The sequence below is a fragment of the Psychrobacter glacincola genome, from assembly GCF_965118485.1.
Taxonomy (GTDB): Bacteria; Pseudomonadota; Gammaproteobacteria; order Pseudomonadales; family Moraxellaceae; genus Psychrobacter; species Psychrobacter glacincola_D.
Genome location: NZ_CBCPJH010000011.1, coordinates 1 through 19121, shown reverse-complemented (window position 1 = coordinate 19121; position 19121 = coordinate 1). Strand labels below are relative to the sequence as shown.

Sequence of the window (19121 nt, the reverse complement as noted above, 5' to 3'; positions counted from 1 at the left end):
AAGTAAGTATCAGGCGATGCAGCCACTTATAGTTTTTAATGACAGTCAAAAACAGTAAACACTAGGACGTTACGTGAATAGCCAATCAAAAGAGATTCATCAAAATCATACACAGGGCTATGACTGGGCAGAAGGCTTTAGAAAGAGTCTGCCAGTCGCCATGGGTTATCTGCCAGCAGGCATCGCCTTTGGTGTGCTTGCACAAGTTGCTGGTATACCAGTATGGGCAACGATTATGCTTAGCATCGTCTTATATGCAGGCGCGGCGCAATATGCCTGTCTACCCATGTTAAGTGCTGGATTACCTATTAGTAGTATCGCGACTAACATCGCTGCGATTAACTTGCGTCATGTATTTTATGGTATGCCATTATTGCAATCTCTACCAAAAAATAAAATAGCTAAAACTTATTGTTTATTCGCCCTCACCGATGAGACTTTTTCGGTAATGACCAGTTTACCTAATGAATCAAGGCAGGCACTGATACTGCCCATCAGTCTATTCAACCAAAGCTGGTGGGTCCTTGCTAGTGCCATTGGCGTCTTTATCGGTAGTGCGCTGAGTGATTTGATACCGCATTTAGACTTCGCCTTGGTTTGTTTATTTGCAATTTTGGCGTATGAGCAATTTCAAAGCATTAAACGTTATTTCCCGATTGGTATCGCTATTATTGCTTTGCTTATCGCCTCGATGTTTACCAGTGATTGGTTATTACTGGTAGCCATTACTATCTGTATGCTGATGATTTTAGCACGGGGTTTTTGGACAAAACCGAGCACGGTAGGAGGTAACCATGAATAGTAGTTATCTAATTATGGCAACGTTTGCGATGGCAGCGGTGACCTTTGTAACGCGCGCCCTACCGGCTTTGATACCCAAAAAATTGCTGGATACACCGTGGCTACACAGGCTAAATGAAAGTTTACCGCTGTCTGTGATGGTACTATTAATTTTGACCAGTTTATCCTATCAAGGAATGTCACAAAATATAGCTTTGAGCAGCCCAGCGCTGCATTTATTAATGGCACAAATTGGCGCCTTATTATTGGTGTTGCTTATCTATCATATTAGCCGTCAATTACTGGTTAGCATGGTGGTCGGTATCGCGGCGATTAATGGCTTTTTATGGTTATTTAATACGTTTTTAATTTAATACACTTTTAAAAACACATATTTCGATTATAAAAAAGGCTGAATTCTTAATGAATCCAGCCTTTTTATTTTTTAATGACTTTATTTTAAAATATTGAAACGCTTATAGTTCTTCTACACCCATCATATCTACTGGCGTATCAGCTACTACTTGCACGTTTTTTTTAGCAGTGTCATTACGCTGCTCTTGCAGATGTTCAAGATAGGCTTCGTTGATTTGTCCGGTGATATAACAGCCATTAAATACGGCGCAATCAAAACCTTCAACCTTACTGTGCTTAGTATCTTTTACCGCTTCAATCAAATCATCTAAATCTTGGAAAATTAAGCGGTCCGCACCGATGATTTCACGCACTTCTTCGACGCTATGACCTGACGCGATAAGCTCACTACGCACTGGCATATCAATACCATAAACGTTTGGATACTTAACCGGTGGCGCTGCACTAGCGAAGAATACTTTACGCGCGCCTGCATCACGTGCCATTTGGATAATCTCGTGGCAAGTGGTACCGCGAACGATAGAGTCATCGACCAATAACACATTCTTACCTTTGAACTCTAACGGTACTGCACTTAGCTTTTGACGGACTGATTTTTTACGCTGCTGCTGACCTGGCATGATAAAGGTACGACCGATATAGCGGTTTTTCATAAAGCCTTCACGGTACTTGATATTCATCTTTAGCGCCAACTCCATCGCTGAGGTACGTGAGGTATCAGGGATAGGAATGACCACATCGATATCGTGATCCTCACCCCATTCAGCAAGGATTTTATCAGCCAATTTTTCGCCCATACGTAAGCGCGATTTATAGACAGAGATATTATCCATAATAGAATCTGGACGGGCAAAATAGACGTACTCAAAGATACAAGGCGTGTATTCTTTTGGCTCGACACACTGATGAGTGTGTAGCTTATGGTCTAAATCAATAAAGATAGCTTCACCGGGCTTCACATCACGAACGATACTGAAACCTGAACCGGTTAAAGCGACTGATTCCGAAGCTACCATGTATTCTGTACCGCCATTAGGCGCCATACGCTTACCAAAGATAAGCGGGCGAATACCGTTTGGATCGCGAAATGCTAGCAAACCATTACCGGTAATTAAAGCGACTACTCCATAAGCGCCTTCAATACGGCTATAAACTGCTGTTACTGCCTCAAATATATCGGCAGGCGTTGGATGGGTTTTGTCGATGCTTTGCATCTCATGTGCCAACACATTGAGTAAAACCTCAGAATCTGAGTCAGTATTTAGATGACGACGATCTTCTTGATAAAGCGTCTTTGCTAAGCTCTCAGCATTGGTCAAATTGCCATTATGTGCCAGCGTAATACCATAAGGCGAGTTGACATAAAAAGGCTGTGCTTCGGCGCTGCTTGACGTTCCGGCGGTTGGATAACGTACATGACCGATACCAAATTTACCGACCAGCTTCAACATATGGCGATTCATAAAAACGTCACGAACCATGCCGTTTTCTTTACGTAAGTATAAACGTCCATCTTGTAAAGTCACAATACCTGCCGCATCTTGCCCGCGATGCTGCAACATGGTTAAAGCATCATACAAAATTTGGTTGACCGGCTCATGAGCTGCGACCCCAACGACTCCACACATAGTTATATCCTATTTTGAATTTGAACCACACATTGAAAACACAATAACGGCATCGGTATTGATAGGCTAGTATTGAACTAATGCCTATCATATGCCATAAAGCTGATGATGTTTGCTGAGACTAAAATCTTAACGATAACAAGCGCTATCGATAAGCAAAACGATTGAGGATTGAACATCAATAATTGATGGATGGTATTTTACGAATATTAGATGCGGTTGGATAGCTTTTTATTCAAGCTTTACGATTGATTGACTTGATCCCAAGCCATCCCGAACATATCTGAGACTAACGCTTTGCCAACGGGCGCATAAGGTAACAGCTCAGGTGCCAGTACGGATGTCTGCCACTGCGGCATTTGTACCAATAGTGGCGCACTAATGCTAAGAATCACCAGCACCATCAGCACATTTTTAGCAGCACCTAATATGCCACCTGCCATCTTATCAAGCACGCCCAAACGCAAGGTTTTTAGAACACCTGAAAACACAAAAGCAACCAAATGCATGATAGCCAATATGGCAATCACTACTAATAAAAAAGCACCCGCCATCTGCAACACAGGGTTCTCGATAATACCTGATAGCTGCGGTGCTACTGAAGCGGCCAATCGACTTGCTGCAATAAGCGCGATAAACCAACCGACCAAACCAACTGCCGTCTTAATTAAACCTACTTGAAAGCCGCGCCATAAGCCTATGAGCACCACAACAGCAATCACAATGTCTAAACCACTCATGTCTACCGCCTCGTTACTTTATCTCTGTCGTATCAAATGCTGGATTAAGTATTAAATAAAAATGCATTACATTTTTAACTTAATCCACATAGCTTAACTTAGTTCAGTTTAGCTTAACTTTCCATGGCGTCATAATAGCCGCCAATGGATTGAATGCAAGACTGTACAAGCCCAGGTCCTTTATAAATAAGCCCTGAATAAAGCTGAATCATATCTGCGCCTGCTTCGATTTTTTTGACTGCTTTGGCACCGCTATCGATACCACCTACTCCAATCAACGCTACTTTATCATCTAGCTGATCAGAGAATTGTTGTAAAATCTGCGTACTAATGTGGCTGACTGGTCGACCTGATAAACCGCCTGCTTGGTCACCATCAGGTAAGTCTTCAACGCCAACTCGGCTCAACGTGGTATTGGTCGCAATCAAACCGTCAATTTCGAAATCAAGTAGTTGCTGAGAGATATAATCCACCTGTAACGGGTCTAAATCAGGCGCAACTTTTAGCACTAGTGGCACATAAAAGCCGTATTCTGTCGCTAACTGACTATGACGGTTTTTGATTGCATCTAACAAATGGGTTAACGCTTCCCCGCTCTGCAGGTCACGTAAATTTGCGGTATTTGGTGAGGAAATATTAACAGTAATATAAGAGGCATGCGGATAGACACGCTCTAAGCAATAGACATAGTCGTCAGCTGCCTGTTCAACTGGCGTCGCAGCATTTTTACCGATATTAATACCGATATTGCCTTTATATTTACAGCGCTTCACGTTTTCAATCAGGTAATCGACCCCTTCGTTATTAAAACCCATTCGGTTAATAATGGCGTCTGCTTGCTTGATTCTAAACATGCGCGGTTTGTCATTACCAGCTTGCGGCTTGGGCGTCACCGTTCCTACTTCTATAAAACCAAAACCAAGCTCTGCTAAAGCATCAATATAATCGCCGTTTTTATCCAGTCCGGCTGCGAGCCCAACAGGGTTAGAAAACTGCAAACCCATGCAATCGGTCGGCTGCATAGATTGACCATAAACCAAACCTAAAACACGCGCTTTATGAGCTTTATCCAATAACGATAAGGTCATCTCGTGCGCGTGTTCAGGGTCCATATTAAACAAAAAAGGGCGAAGTAAGGCGTAAGACATAGTAATGACAGACCCTGCTTGAAAGTGAAAATGAATAGAAAAACCAATATGGTCAAGCGCAGCGATTATATCAGCTTAGTCGAAATAAGACCAAAGTTTCATCAGCCAATTTTGACTATAAAATCTCGATAGAAAAGCCTAAACCACAGCTTAGTTAAGATAATACCACTGTCTATTTGCTATCTTAAGGAACAGGTCGCCCATCCGCCAAAGCAATCCAACCACGCACAATACGGTATAAATGCCAAATAAAAGTCACACCCATAATGATAAAACCAAGGCTTGCTAGTAATACTGAACCAACAGCAATATTGCCACTGTCCGCCATCATACTGACGCCAAAGCTACCAAGCGCAAAGGTGATGATACCAACGCCAACGACGAACCATACAATACTGTACCAAAATGTTTTAATCTGCCAGTCAAAATGCGTAGCAAGCCACGTTCCATCAGCTTCACGGCGTTTGGCATAATTCATAAAAATAGGCACAATCCACAATAAGCCCGCCGTAAAATAACTGAGTACATATAATAAATAGGTGATGTGATTATAAGTCACTAAAGAACTGCGCTGATTATTGTTATTCATATTGTCACCCATGCGTTATTTTTCCAATCATCTCTTATAGGCTATGACCATTATTCTGGTACTCTATCCATAGATGAGGTATTTTTAAAGGGTAGTGTTTGTTATAGCTATTTTATTTATTGTGTCTAACAAACACTTTTTCAATAAATATTGCTTTGCATGCCTTTTAATTCATATAAAAGCTATCGATTACCTTTGAGCCAATCTCATATCAAAATAATTTTATGACGAAGTAACGGTCGCCTGTACTTGAATCGCTTTACTGACCATATCTTGTTGCATAGACAACTGGGTGAACTGCCAACCTTGTTGTTCAAGTTTACCAAGCGCACCGCTCACCACTGCTTGACTGGCGTGATTAAAGCTCAGTTGTACCGCATCGCCAGCTGCTATGACTTGCGCATCTATAATACCTGAGTTATTGAGCAAGTCATTAATACGACTAGCAGACGGCAGCGTAGCAGCGCCATCAGCAGTATTAACTGCTAAAGCATTGGTATCGATATTACCTGCTTGGGCACGTAGCCAAAAATAATCAGCAACCTGCTCTTGATACTCGCTTTTACTCTTATTGGCTGCCTGATGAACACTATAGCCGCCATAACCTCCAATAAACAATAGTAAAAAAGCGGACAATAATAGCAAAGCCAGCTGGTCGCGCGGCGATAATGCTTGCCAACGGGCAGACAGCAGGTTTTGATAGCGTAGCATTTGCCCTGATAATGGTTTTGGTGGCAGTATAGCGTTGCTAGTTTTGACTAGATTTAGCTTGGCGCGGCGCTGTAGTATTTTCATAGTTACCCTTTATTGCCTACGCTACTGTTGTTTTCTATCACATCGACCGTAATTTGACCGCTAAACTGCCCTTGCTCATTACCATTTACTTGCTCAAGCTTTGCAGCCAAGCCTTGGGCGACAAGCGTACTGGTAAATTGATCAAGGCTGCCGCGGTCTGGCGCTATTAAGGTAAAGCTAAGCGCTGACGGCTGCATGACCAATGCTTGCGCCTTTAACGACGACTGCTTAATCAAAGGTGATATCCGCGAAAGTACTGCCATATGTGACGATGATGCTTGACCATCGCTACGAAGTTTTGGTTGTAATTGCACTTGTAGCTTGGTGCGTGTACTGATCGGCTCATTTGGAAACCAAGACTGATATTGGGTGGCAATTTCAGTCTTGGTCTGAGCTGTTGCTTCATTATATTGATACCACTGCACCGCATTGGTCGCCATTTGTAATACCAGTGCTGATAACGCTACCATCATTGCTACGCGAAGATAAGGCGATAATTGCGAATCTGTTGACTTCACAAAAAAATTCAGCGCATGACGCTCAGGATTATCTAATGGCAGTGGCGTAGCAGCAAGTGTTGTGAGTAACAGTTGCTGCTCCGCTATCATTGCTGCTGTGATAGCAGTAAAACTGGTATCTGCTGTCGGCGCTGCTACATTGATATTATCAGCAAGCGTTATATCATCTATGATTTCAGTATCAAGGCTCTCAGTATGAAGAACATCCCTAGCTAAATCATTATTAACTGAACTATCACTAAGCTCATCGATAGCAGGTAATAGCAGAACTTCGCTTAAATGCGGGAAACGCTCAAATATTAGTGGCAAATAGCTGACTGCCATCCCTTGATACAGCGATTGGCGAAGTAGCATGGTATGTGTGTCTTGGTATAGCATGATTTGCTGCCCAGCACCTTCTTCGGGTATGGGTAACAATAGAAAATCAGGTAATAGAGCGACGATATTCATGCCAGCAAGCTTAGCGCTTTGTTGCCATAACTCAATATCACTTTGCGCGAGTGCATAGAGATGATAAGTGTTATCATGACTCATCTGCCGAATAGTCAATTGCTCAACAGGCGTCAAAGACATCTCTTCAAACAAGTACTGCTTACCGCTAGCGCCCAACTGTTTAAGTTGCGTGCTATTCAACTCTGTATCGACCTGCAATACATGAGTGGATGGAAAATAAAGACAAATAGCTTTTTGGCTATTTGCTTTATAGCGGCTATAGATATCTTGTAGCTGCTGCCAGCCGTCTACCAATTGCCAGTGTCGACTGTCTTCATGCCAGACCGCTAATGGACTGTGCTGCGCTCTCAACCAAACGTGTAACACCAAATGTGTCCTTAATTATCAAAGCGGTAGTTTATTAAAGCCATCATTTGGCTAAAGTTTACTGACTAAAATACAGATGATTTATAAGCGCTAATGTTAACGCTAGCATTGATTGTCATAGTATTGATTGTCATAGTATTGATTGTCATAGTATTGATTGGCCATAGCAGCGGATGTTAATAGGGCTGATCCGGTACAAAACGCGCAATCTCACGTGCCATCCCCATCATCACAAAATCCATTTCAAATACACGTGCTTCTGCTAAAGAAAAAGACTCAGGATAATCATCCGTCAGCAGCGCTGCGATATGGGCAATGATAGACATATGACACACTACTACCAAACACTCCACTTCGATATGAGCGATATCTGCTAAAGCAAGACGTGCATCGTCAGATGGCGTTATATTCTGCTGTATATTTGATGGGACATTAGACATAAGGGCTTGTAACTCTGCTAGCGTCTGCTGTGCTCTCACATAAGGACTAACCAAAAAATAATCCGGCTGATAGCGGTTGCTGATATATTCTGCCGTTTGCTTTGCTTGCTCACAACCTAAATCAGTGAGCTTTCGTGCGCTATCCGGACGCGTCTCATCTTCCGCTTGACCATGGCGCATCAAAATGATTTTCATAATTTATTAGCCTTTTTTATTATTGATGCTATCAAGCTTAGTCAACCATTAGACGTTACTGATTATCTTGCTTACTCTTATCGTCTTTTGCCTGAGCACTTGCCGTTTGCATTTGCGCGGTTAGTGCCGCATTGCTGTGGTCATGCTCCATGACAAACTCAACATCGCTACGGAAACCCGCTTCCATCAAGTGTAAAGCGACGCCGAGCGCCGCTTTATCTTCATAAATGACGGCATGTAGCGCATGAGTAATAGGCATATAGATGCCTTCTTTGGTGGCTTTTTCGTGTACTTGCTGAATGGTATTTACCCCCTCAGCAGTTTGCCCCAGTTTTTTGACTGCCGCATCAATGCTCATACCGCGACCAAGCATATTACCGATACGGTAGTTACGGCTGAGCTCTGAGCTACAGGTAGCATATAAATCTCCGACACCCGATAGACCTAAAAAGGTCAATGGGTTGGCACCGGCATGCACCCCAAAACGACTCATTTCTGCCAGACCGCGGGTCAATATCATCGCTTTGGTGTTTTCACCGACCTCGTAAGCCGCTGCCATACCCATGGCAATAGCATAGATATTCTTTAGTGCGCCACCAAGCTCAACGCCCCGAATATCATCACTAGCGAATACTCTAAAGAACGCACTATGCAGTGCCGCTTGTACTGCATGACGGAGTGGCTCAGATTCACTAGCGATGACCGTCGCTGACGGCATATTTTTCATGATTTCTATGGCAAGATTTGGACCCGACATCACCCCAAAATTCACTTCAGGCAGCTCGTCTTTAATGATGTCACTCATGAGAGCAAAGGTATCTTTTTCCATACCTTTAGTCAAAGAAACAATAGATTGTCCACTGATAAAGGGGGCAATATTTTTAAGTGTTTCACGAAATGCTAATCCCGGTACGGCAATAAAGATGATATCTGTGTCTTTTACCGCTGCTTGCAAATCGTGACTGTATTTTAGACGGTCATCAAGCTTGTGCCCTGGCAGATATTTTTTATTCATTTGCGATTTTGCCATCGCTTTGACCGTACGCTTGTTGCGTACCCATAGCGTGGTATCACAACCATTGCGCGCCGCTAAGCTTGCCATCGCTGTACCAAAACTACCGCCGCCTAATACTGCCAGACGCAGCTTGGTTGGATTATTATGAATCTCTGCCATGTTCTTTGCCACAGCAGACTCCACCGCACTTGGGTTTAATTTTTTACGTCCAATGCCAGATTTGGTCGCACGCTCGATGATGCCAGACAACAGAGTGTTTTGTTTTTCAACCAATTTTTCCTCGGCTTGAGCATAATCTGTCTTCGTCTGTGTGTTTTTATCATGCGCACTTGTCATATGTTTTATCCGTATTGACTGACTTTATTATCTATGTTGTTAACTAATTTACGCTGAGTATACAGTGAGAGGCGCAATATGTATCAACAATTATTTGTATAAATTCGCCGTCTTCTCAATATCACTCTCTTTATTACAAAGTCGTTTTTGTTTAATTATAATTTCACCGTTATTTTTATCATTGAGTAGTATGCTATAGCATGCGACTTATTGCTCAAAGCGCATCAAAGGCTCGATGTCGATATGTTTGCGTGTTGGCATATCACATGGGCTGCTGCCAGTATAAACAAAAGCCGTGACATAATCATCTGCACCCACATCAAAATATGCTTTCACTGCAGGCTCATTACAAAGTAAACCTGTACGCCAAACCGTGCTGAATCCTTGTGCTTTTAGCGCCAAGATAAGGTTTTGAACCGCTGCACCCGCACTGAGTATTTGCTCAAAGGGTGGTACTTTTTTGTGTTCTTGCATCTGTGTGACGACAGTAATTATGACGGGCGCACGTAATGGCATATTATAAGTTTTCTGCCGTGCTTTTTCAGACAGTGTCTCGCCCTCAGCTGCCGCTTGGGCTTCAGCTGCCGCCAAAAATGCACGACCCAATTCATGACGAGCATTACCTTGGGTGACGATAAAACGCCACGGGCGCAGTTTTTTATGATCAGGAGCGGTCACTGCGCAATCAATAGCCGCTTTTATCTGCTCCTCTGTTGGTGCAGGTATACTAAGATTACCGATACTGCGTCTCGATTTAATCCAGTTAATCAATTGCTCATCGGTTACTTGTGAGTTAGTTACTATTGGGCTTTCGCTATTGATTGGTTCGTCATTTTTCTGCTTATGACTCTCTTCAGAGATACTCATGTTTTATCCTTATTCATTATTATAGGTATTTAATGGTTGGGTTTACTCGCCCCATTTTAACGGCTTAAATGGGCGCTATTATTATAATTGTATGAGATATTGTAAAAGCCAGCCTTTACTTGCTGGTATCAAGCGCTGACTGGTTTTAAGTAATGACAGAATTAATTATAGCTCGCTGTTGATAGTTAGCAGCGTCAATAAAAACAATGATAATTCAGTAAAAACAATGAAAATTAGGCCGCATCAGAATCTTCAGTACGATGCTCCATTTTCAGATAATCCTCTGACTGCATCTCAAGCAGGCGCGAACGGGTACGCTCAATCTCAAACGCCAGCTTTTGTCCTTGATATAGCTCAAGAATCGGCTGCTGCGCTCGAACCAATAATTTAACACGGCGATCATAAAACTCATCGACTAAATAAATAAAGCGTCGCGTTGGGTCACGCATTTCATCATTTAAGGCGGGTACGGCATTGATAAGTACCGTGCTGAACTGTTTGGCGATTTCAATAAAATCCGATGCCGAACGTGGCTCCATACATAAATGGCGGAAATCACAAAATAAGATATCTTCGGTACGCGCATTAATTTTGATTTCACGACCATTAATAGTGATAGGCTCGCTACTGAATTTTTGATTATTAGACAAGCTGGCAAAACGGTTGGCAAGCCAGTGATGATTGGCTTTGGTCATAGGCGACTCGTATAGCTCGGCTTGCTGCAAGACACGCAAGCGATAATCAATACCAGAATCGATATTCATAACAGTGGTATGACGCTCAACTTCAGCGATAGCCGGCATAAAGCGATCACGGTGTAAACCGTCTCTATAGAGCCCTGATGGTTCAATATTTGACGTTGCCACTAAGGTAATACCACGATTGAATAGCATGGTAAATAAATCACCCAAAATCATCGCATCGGAGACATTAGAGACAAAAAACTCATCAAAACAAATAATGACGGCTTCGGCATAAATAATGTCAGCAACTTTTTCTAACGGGTCACTCTCACCTTGTATTTTATTTAACTCTTGATGGACGCGCTGCATAAAATGATGGAAATGTTGGCGCATTTTGCGCTCAATGGTCAATGAGTCATAAAACATGTCCATCATCCATGTTTTACCACGTCCTACCCCGCCCCACATATACAAGCCTTTGGGTGCAACAGGCTTCGCCTTTAAAAAACTAAAAAAGCCCTTTTTTTGTACCGCGCTATTGTTGAGCTGATGGTACAGATCGTCTAAATAGCTCATCGCCAGATATTGCTGCTCATCTCGAGTAAACTCATCAGTACTGATAAATTGCTCATAACGTTGCAAGGGAGATAAACTCATAATTTGACTCATTAATAAACAAAATAACCATTAGAATAAAGTGTTGATACCAACAATCGCTACTAACTTATGATTTTTACACTGAGATAGTAACAACTGCTTTATCAGAATGGCCAATCACTACCATTCTTTAGGTTAACACGGCTTAAGGTGACACAAATAACCGTTTACATTTAACGCCAGATATATCTATATTTATTAGCACAAACTTCATGTAAACCATATAACACTTATTAAGTACTGTTGTTTTGCGTGTGCTGCTCTAACAGTTTTTTTAGCTCGGACAAGCGTCCGTGAAAGAAATGCCCTGCACCATCAACGATACTTACATCAATCCCTAAGCGCTCAGCAAATACTTGCATGTTGCTTGGGTCAATAACCTCATCCGCATTACCATAAATCTCAAAGGTTTTTTCAGTCGGTAAGGTGATATCACTGCTGTCATTTTTTTCGACTGACGGCGCGATAAGTGCAACATTTGTTATCTCAAAGTCATCTAAACCCCATATGTGCGGCGATAGCAATATTTGCTCAGCCATTCGTGCAGTCACATAACCACCAAATGAGAACCCACCAAGCCATAATTTGCGCGCATCGGTTTGCTCAGCAATCCATTGTAGCACGGTCAATGCATCGACTACTTCCCCATCAGCATAATCATGCTCACCTGTCGATTGACCAACACCGCGAAAGTTAAAACGTACTACGTGCATACCGCTATCACGCGCAAAACGGTACATAGTGGTCACCACTTTATTATTCATCGTACCTTCAAACAAAGGATTGGGATGACAAAGCAGCGCCACTGTATCGGTATTTATATCATGAGGGTTATCTTGTTGCCATAACGCATCAACTTGTAACAGGCCAGCAGGAGCGGGAATTAATTGCATAAAACACTTATCAGTTAAGAATGAATGACACAATTATCCTAGATATGGTTTATATTTCAAGTGATTTGCTGTGTATTGCTACGGCTCAGCGCTTTTTCTACCTAATAATAGTACTTTACTACAACATAATAGGGACTCGGAACAAAATTATACTGAGTAATTGTCTCAACCTATAATCAGTGAAAGTTAATATAGATACATCCGCTACGACTGCTATTTATTTTTTATGCAATATGAGCGCAATATCAAACACAATAACCGCCTAGACACTTAACATAGGATTGGGGTAAATTCACTCTGTCCGCTTATGCGTTGATTTAGCGTATGCGTTGATTAACTACTCTTTTTTTATTATAACCACGTCATATTAGGCGATATTTTCTCCTGTAGGATGTCCTCTCTTTTAGACTGTTGCTGTTATTGTTAACTTATGAGGCTTAGGAATTACTTATGAATATTTTTAATAAAACCGCGGCTTTAACCGCTACTTTGGCTGCTGCAATGGCTCTAAGCGCTTGTCAAACCACTCCATCTTCTCCGGTTATTCAGCGTGCTGATTCTCTTTATGAGACAACAGGTATCGCCAAAACAAAAGTACAAGCGCAAAAAAATGCACTTGATAGCGCGAAGACTACTTGCCGGAGTAAGCAGGTTATCATCGTTGAAGATACGGTTAAATATAACGGCATTTTAAATGAAAACACCGGTCGTATGATTGGGCAAGCTAGTGCGGTACTTGGTACCATCCTTGGTACTGGTTCGCCAAACTTGTCACGTGATGACGACTATGAATATCTGATTAGTTTCCGTTGCCAATGATTGAGTAAATAAAATAGTAACGCTGCCTTTTTATTATTGAATAAATAGTCAGCCCGTTAACAGTAAATTTACAGCCAACAAGTTTGCGAGAGATCTTATATTAATCGCTGCTTGTTGGCTTTGCTTTTTGTGTGTGTCAATTTGAGTTACACTACTCTATTCACTATTTTACCCTTTGTCGTTATTTTTTATCTTATCTAGCCAGTTTTTAAGCCCTCATTACCTTTGGTCACTATTATGCGTAAACCTAATCTATCATCTATCCAAAAAGCGAGCACTGGAAAATCTAAGGTGTTAGCGCCTGCCAAAGATTTAGCGACGTTAGAGGCGGAGCTAGCAGCGCAAGAAAACAGTCTAGAAGTCAATTTGGAAGATACGGTTCTGCGCCTCAGTGACTATTTATCAGCGGTTGACATGGTCATTAAGCAAACCTTTGATCATCGCGTATGGGTCAGAGCCGAGATTCGCAATTTATCTAGCAAAGGTGGGCATTATTACTTTGAATTGGCAGAAAAAGATGATGACGGTAAGGTCATCGCCAGCTGCCGCGGTAATCTTTGGCGCTTTAAAGCAGCACGAGTCTTAGCAAAATTTGAGCGCGCAACAGGTATGCCGCTTGACCGTAACTTGACTGTTTTACTCAAAGTATCAGCAGGTTTCCATGCACAATATGGCTTTTCGCTGACGATTGAAGATATTGACCCTAGCTATACCTTGGGCGATTTAGCACGTCAATATGCAGAAATGGTTGACCGCTTGACAGGTGAAGGGTTATTGAACCTTAATCAGCAATTGCCAGCCCCATTTGATATCGAGCATGTGCTGGTTATCGCCCCTGAAAAAGCCGCAGGATTGGGCGACTTTCAAGCGGATGCTGATCGCCTAGCTCGCACAGGTGCTTGTCATTTTCATTATTATAACGCTACTTTTCAAGGTAATCATGCGCCAGCGGAAATACGCCAAGCTATTATCAGTGCTCAGCAGCAATTTGCAGATACTTATCAGCGCCTGCCAGATTTGTTAGTGATTATTCGTGGTGGTGGCGCTGTTGGCGATTTAGCGTACCTAAATGATTACGAGCTTGCCGCCCTCGTCGCTGAGCAGCCTGTGCCGGTTTGGATAGGCATTGGGCATGAGCGTGATAAAGTTATCTTAGATGAAGTAGCGCATACTAGCTTTGATACCCCGTCAAAAGTCATTGCGGCTATCATGGCGCATTTAGCGCAATTGGTGACTCAGACACTGCAATATCAAGCACAAATTAAACAAGCGGCGCGGCGTCAATTAAACAGCGCTGAACAGCAAACCGCACGTCAATTAAACCAAATACAGTCGCAAACCATTGGTAAATTAACGGCACTACAAAAAGACAGTGATTATGCGTGGCGTAGTATTCAGCAAAGCGCCCAGCGCCAAGTAAAGCAAGCAGAAAGACAAACAATCGATATACGCACCCAAGTTCAAGCCACTGCTTATCAGCAATTAACCATCGCTGCTAACGCTAGTCAAAAGCACCAACGAACCATCATGCATTCGGCACAGCAGCAGCTTATACAAGCGCAGCGTGATAGTGAACATCTGCGTGATATCGTACTGTTACATCGACCATCTCGCGTGCTTAAGCAGGGCTATACGATGCTCACTGATGAAAAAGATAAATGCATACTGACCAGTAGCAGCAAGCTGCATCCTGAGCAAACCATTCATATTATCTTGAAAGACGGTAAGGCAAAAGCGCGTATTATCGATGTTAATATTGATAAAAAAACGACTGAATCTACAAACACATCTGCCTAATTACCTAAAAATATTGAATATCCACAACCCTAAACTATCTACTTACTTTAATACTGAACAATTTTTAACACTAGGAAACCTTATGAGCACCCCTACTCGCAAACGCAAAAAAGCTGCCCCAAAAACCTTTAAGGCGGCTTACGATATTCTAAAAACCAATGCTGCCGAATTACAGCAGCAAGACGAGCCTGATATTGATAATCTAATGACCACCGTTGAAGAGTCTATTGCCGCTTATCGCGTTTGTGAGACTCGCATCCATGCGGTACAACAAGCGTTAGATGCTGCATTTTCTGAAGAAGATAAAACGGCAGCAAGCGAAAGCTAAATCACCGTTTTCACTGCCTGAATAGTTTTTAATAATAGCTATTCAGGCGCATCAACTTCAAATACTTGGCGTAAATAGGCAAGATAGGTGTCATTATTGATCATGGTCTTGCCTGGGCTATCAGACAGTTTTGCGACTGGCTGACCATTACATTCAACCAATTTTAGAACGATATTTAACGGTGTTATACCCATATCGTTAGTCAAATTGGTGCCGATACCAAAGCTGGTTTTTATCTGAGTTTTAAAATATTGATGTAAATCCCACGCTTTATTTAGATCTAAGCCATCACTAAAGGTTAAAATTTTAGTTCTAGGGTCTATTTTTAGCTTTTTATAATGGGCAATCGCCTTATCGCCCCATGCGTATGGGTCGCCACTGTCATGACGCAGACCATCAAAGAGCTTGGCAAAATACAAATCAAAATCCCTTAAGAATGCATCCATCCCAACGACATCAGTTAAGGCAATACCCAAATCACCGCGGTACTCATGTACCCACGACTCTAAAGCGGCTTTTTGGGAGTCACGTAAACGCACATCTAATGCCTGAAACGCCTGCATAAACTCATGCGCCATCGTACCAATTGGGGTCATGCCAAGCTTTTTTGCTAAATAAACGTTAGAAGTACCGCTGACTATCTTTGGTTGAGCCTTATGTAATGTCTCAACCACATGCGCTTGCCAGTCTTTATTGAAGCGTCTACGTGTACCAAAATCAGCGACGATAAATGGTGGAATATCACGCCCATCTTTCGACTGTGCCGCGGCATACTGATGCAACAATTCAATCTTTTTATCTAAACGGCGCTGTCCTTCTTCAAGCACACTGGCATCTGATAAAGCATCAAAATATAGCTCGTTGACAATAGCGAGGACAAATACCTCAAAGAACATCGCTTGAATCATTGGACCTTCGATGTCGATAAACAAGCGACCTTGTTCATCGGTAGTAACCGCAATAAAACGACGCTTTAGCTTAAACAGCTCCAAATAATCAACGAAGTCAGAGCGCATAAAGCGCAAACCACGCAAGTACTCTAGCTCATCTTCTAAAAATCGTAATTCACATAAGCTGTCTAACTGCTGCTCTAATTGTTCTTTGATATCAGACAATGGATAAATAGTATCTTCATTGTTACGACAGCGAAAACGGTAGACACCATGGGTCTGTGGAAACTGATGCAACATGGCTTGCAACATGGTGAATTTATACAAATCATTATCCAGTAACGAGGTGATAATAGGTTCGAAATGGGTGGTATTCGGATTATGGGTAACGGTCATGTTACGGCCTTAAATGCAAAAATGAGAAGTCGCCAAAGCTCTTAAGCGACAAAATAAGTAAAGGTGGCTATACAGATTCCACTAATAGATAAATTATAAGTTTTTGAGTATAACGAAGTTTGGCGGGTTTTTCATAATTCAGTATCGATAACAGCAAAACTACAACGATAATAAGAGGATTCAACACGCTTTCAAAGCATAAATTAGACAGTATAAGCTATAAAAAAAGACGCTAAGCCTGTGCTTAGCGTCTTTTTACAAATTAAACCGCATCCTTATAGTAGCTATTAATCGCGACTAACAACCGATAATTAAGGTTTTGCCGGTTTAACCAATTTTACTAATGGTGCATAGCCTGACTGCGGCATCACATCAACTGGGATAAACTGTAAAGCACCACCATTGATACAATAACGGAGACCACCACGGTCTTTTGGACCATCAGGGAATACGTGACCTAGGTGCGAATCAGCGACTCGTGAGCGAATCTCAGTACGCACCATGTTAAATGCCGTATCATCACGCTGGGTAATTACTTGCTTATCAATCGGCTTAGTAAAGCTTGGCCAACCGCACCCTGAGGCGTATTTATCAGTCGATAAGAATAACGGCTCACCGCTCACAACGTCTACATAGACACCAGGTGCAAACAACTCATCATATTCGTGACTAAACGCGCGCTCAGTGCCAGCATCTTGAGTGATGTTGTACTGGGCTTTGGTCAGTGTATTTTTCAATGCACCTTTATCAAACCCAGCATAGCGCTTAGGATCTAAGGTTTCAGCAACCGTGCTCACAGGCGCAAGCTTGGTTCGTGCTGACCCTTCAGGCTTATCATCCGCAAGACTTAAATCAACATGACAATAGCCATTTGGATTTTTCGCTAGATAATCTTGATGATACATCTCAGCCAAGTAAAAATTGTCTAATGCTTTGTTTTCAACCACAACTTTTTGCTTGGTTTGGCTTTGAACGCGTTTAAGTGCCGCATCTATCACCGCTTTATCGGCTTTATCCGTATAGTAAACGCCTGAACGATACTGTACACCGCGATCATTGCCTTGCTTATTGAGACTGGTTGGATCAATGACGCGGAAATAATATTTTAAAATGGTATCAAGATCGGTTTTATCGGCATCGTATGTAACCTTAACGGCTTCGGCATGCCCTGAGCCACGAATAACTTGCTCATAACTAGGATTGGCAGTATCGCCATTGGCATAGCCTGATACTGCATCTACGACACCTTCGACGCGCTCCATGTAAGCTTCGACGCCCCAGAAACAACCACCCGCCAGATAGATTGAGCGCGTATTAATCGCTTTACCTTTGTCATTATAGTAAACGCCATCTTTTTGTTTGATAGTCTCAATCTTACTGTTGTTATCCAATGCTTGCGAGTTAGCAGGTTTAGCACTGCCGGCTTTTAACTCAGCAAAATCATTACCGGCATTTTCAGCAAGGGCATAGGCTTGCTCTGCTGACATATTACCCTTCACTAAGTGCACCAAATTGCCTTTCTTATCCAGTATCGCCCAGCTTGGATAAACTTGCACGCCAAGCTTATTAATTAACTCACCTGAAGCATCAACTAATACCGGCAATTTTGGATAATCGGCTTGCACGCCTGCATACCAAGTGCTGAAGTCTTTATCGGCTTTTTCGTTTAGATGACCAGGGCTTGCTACTGTGACGACATTTAAGTCAGCAAACTTGGGATCAGTACGCCATTTTTCTGTCTCTTCAAGGGTCCCTAAACAAAGCGGACACCAGCTTGCCCAAAACTTAACCAAGGTCGGTTTATTGGGGTCAATCACTGCTGCGCCAGTATTACCCAACCCTTTGGTCAGCTGCGGCAATGCTTGCATTTGCTTAAGCATATCTGATGGCAACATATCACGTGAGCTTTTCACCCCACTGTTTTGCGTGCTCTTGCTGGCGTTACTGCTGGCATTATTTTCTGCACTGCTCATCTGCCCACAAGCGACCAATATTCCTGCACTCAAGACTGTCGTGACACCAAAGGCGCTGACATTCTTTAACCAGCGCGATGAGGCAGATGGTATGGCTGTCGCTAAATCATCAGCCTGCTGACGGCTCTTGTCGTGATTATAATTATGAGGTTTTTTATGTGACATGATAGATCCTTTTTACGAAGTCTTACGGCCGTGAGCTAGTAATGGTAGAGCGGCTCATGGTTTTCTTACGCTGTTGATTAGAATGAGTGAGATAAGATTTTTAGAGAAGATAAAGGTGCTGTATAGCTACTGACTGCTTTTAAATAAAGAAAGGTAAAACCAGATGCTGGAATAGAATTTTATCTGCATTAGATTATCTTAATAGTATACATCGATATTGGAGTTTACTTTAAGAGTAAACTATGTATTGCTACACTTTTTTAACAACGTAGTAA

Annotated in this window: 18 protein-coding genes; 5 read left to right on the top strand and 13 right to left on the bottom strand. The window is 42.3% G+C overall.

Annotated features, from left to right (window positions below; genetic code table 11):
* Nucleotides 1–73 precede the first annotated feature (73 nt).
* Both ACMHKH_RS05820 and ACMHKH_RS05815 read left to right on the top strand, forming a co-directional pair.
* Nucleotides 74–802, top strand: a complete 729-nt coding sequence (locus ACMHKH_RS05820) for an AzlC family ABC transporter permease (protein WP_413519700.1) — start codon at nt 74–76, stop codon at nt 800–802.
* On the top strand, nt 795–1154 hold the full coding sequence (locus ACMHKH_RS05815) for an AzlD domain-containing protein (protein WP_413519699.1): 360 nt from the start codon (nt 795–797) through the stop codon (nt 1152–1154). The genes ACMHKH_RS05820 and ACMHKH_RS05815 overlap by 8 nt, the downstream gene beginning before the upstream one ends.
* A gap of 102 nt (nt 1155–1256) precedes the next feature.
* Here ACMHKH_RS05815 and purF read toward each other — a convergent pair whose 3' ends face one another.
* The 11 genes from purF to ACMHKH_RS05760 all read right to left on the bottom strand — a co-directional run bounded on the left by purF (nt 1257) and on the right by ACMHKH_RS05760 (nt 12478).
* Nucleotides 1257–2783 carry an amidophosphoribosyltransferase gene (gene purF / locus ACMHKH_RS05810; RefSeq protein ID WP_413519698.1) on the bottom strand — a complete coding sequence of 509 codons (1527 nt, stop codon included), beginning with the start codon at nt 2781–2783 and terminating at the stop codon, nt 1257–1259.
* Between the two features lie 242 nt (nt 2784–3025).
* A complete protein-coding gene (locus ACMHKH_RS05805; RefSeq protein WP_413519697.1) occupies nt 3026–3523 on the bottom strand; it encodes a CvpA family protein in 498 nt (165 codons plus the stop codon).
* Nucleotides 3524–3636: 113 nt separating this feature from the next.
* Entirely contained in the window at nt 3637–4671 is a 1035-nt protein-coding gene (locus ACMHKH_RS05800) for a quinone-dependent dihydroorotate dehydrogenase (protein ID WP_413519696.1), read from the bottom strand.
* Nucleotides 4672–4855: 184 nt separating this feature from the next.
* Nucleotides 4856–5260 carry a DUF4870 family protein gene (locus tag ACMHKH_RS05795; RefSeq protein WP_413519695.1) on the bottom strand — a complete coding sequence of 135 codons (405 nt, stop codon included), beginning with the start codon at nt 5258–5260 and terminating at the stop codon, nt 4856–4858.
* A 222-nt stretch (nt 5261–5482) separates the two neighbouring features.
* A complete protein-coding gene (gspM, locus tag ACMHKH_RS05790; protein ID WP_413519694.1) occupies nt 5483–6055 on the bottom strand; it encodes a type II secretion system protein GspM in 573 nt (190 codons plus the stop codon).
* Nucleotides 6056–6057: 2 nt separating this feature from the next.
* Nucleotides 6058–7392, bottom strand: coding sequence for a type II secretion system protein GspL (gene gspL / locus ACMHKH_RS05785; RefSeq protein WP_413519693.1), 1335 nt, complete (start codon nt 7390–7392; stop codon nt 6058–6060).
* A gap of 176 nt (nt 7393–7568) precedes the next feature.
* Nucleotides 7569–8027: a phosphohistidine phosphatase SixA gene (gene sixA, locus ACMHKH_RS05780; protein WP_413519692.1), complete on the bottom strand. Its 459-nt coding sequence runs from the start codon at nt 8025–8027 to the stop codon at nt 7569–7571.
* A gap of 55 nt (nt 8028–8082) precedes the next feature.
* Nucleotides 8083–9378 carry an NAD(P)H-dependent glycerol-3-phosphate dehydrogenase gene (locus ACMHKH_RS05775; RefSeq protein ID WP_413519691.1) on the bottom strand — a complete coding sequence of 432 codons (1296 nt, stop codon included), beginning with the start codon at nt 9376–9378 and terminating at the stop codon, nt 8083–8085.
* Between the two features lie 207 nt (nt 9379–9585).
* A complete protein-coding gene (locus ACMHKH_RS05770; protein ID WP_413519690.1) occupies nt 9586–10245 on the bottom strand; it encodes a nitroreductase in 660 nt (219 codons plus the stop codon).
* Nucleotides 10246–10478: 233 nt separating this feature from the next.
* Nucleotides 10479–11585, bottom strand: a complete 1107-nt coding sequence (gene zapE, locus ACMHKH_RS05765) for a cell division protein ZapE (RefSeq protein WP_413519689.1) — start codon at nt 11583–11585, stop codon at nt 10479–10481.
* A 233-nt stretch (nt 11586–11818) separates the two neighbouring features.
* Entirely contained in the window at nt 11819–12478 is a 660-nt protein-coding gene (locus tag ACMHKH_RS05760; RefSeq protein WP_413519688.1) for an alpha/beta hydrolase, read from the bottom strand.
* A gap of 450 nt (nt 12479–12928) precedes the next feature.
* On the opposite strand from ACMHKH_RS05760, the gene ACMHKH_RS05755 reads away from it, so the two are divergent.
* From ACMHKH_RS05755 to xseB, 3 genes are all read left to right on the top strand, one after another.
* On the top strand, nt 12929–13297 hold the full coding sequence (locus ACMHKH_RS05755) for a hypothetical protein (RefSeq protein WP_413519687.1): 369 nt from the start codon (nt 12929–12931) through the stop codon (nt 13295–13297).
* Between the two features lie 237 nt (nt 13298–13534).
* Nucleotides 13535–15094, top strand: a complete 1560-nt coding sequence (gene xseA, locus ACMHKH_RS05750; RefSeq protein WP_413519686.1) for an exodeoxyribonuclease VII large subunit — start codon at nt 13535–13537, stop codon at nt 15092–15094.
* Nucleotides 15095–15176: 82 nt separating this feature from the next.
* A complete protein-coding gene (gene xseB / locus ACMHKH_RS05745) occupies nt 15177–15422 on the top strand; it encodes an exodeoxyribonuclease VII small subunit (protein ID WP_413519685.1) in 246 nt (81 codons plus the stop codon).
* 38 nt (nt 15423–15460) lie between these two features.
* Here xseB and pncB read toward each other — a convergent pair whose 3' ends face one another.
* Both pncB and msrAB read right to left on the bottom strand, forming a co-directional pair.
* The gene (gene pncB, locus ACMHKH_RS05740; protein WP_413519684.1) at nt 15461–16708 is read right to left on the bottom strand and encodes a nicotinate phosphoribosyltransferase; all 1248 of its coding nucleotides are present in this window, start codon (nt 16706–16708) and stop codon (nt 15461–15463) included.
* A 311-nt stretch (nt 16709–17019) separates the two neighbouring features.
* Nucleotides 17020–18846 carry a bifunctional peptide-methionine (S)-S-oxide reductase MsrA/peptide-methionine (R)-S-oxide reductase MsrB gene (msrAB, locus tag ACMHKH_RS05735; RefSeq protein ID WP_413519683.1) on the bottom strand — a complete coding sequence of 609 codons (1827 nt, stop codon included), beginning with the start codon at nt 18844–18846 and terminating at the stop codon, nt 17020–17022.
* Between the last annotated feature and the right edge of the window lie 275 nt (nt 18847–19121).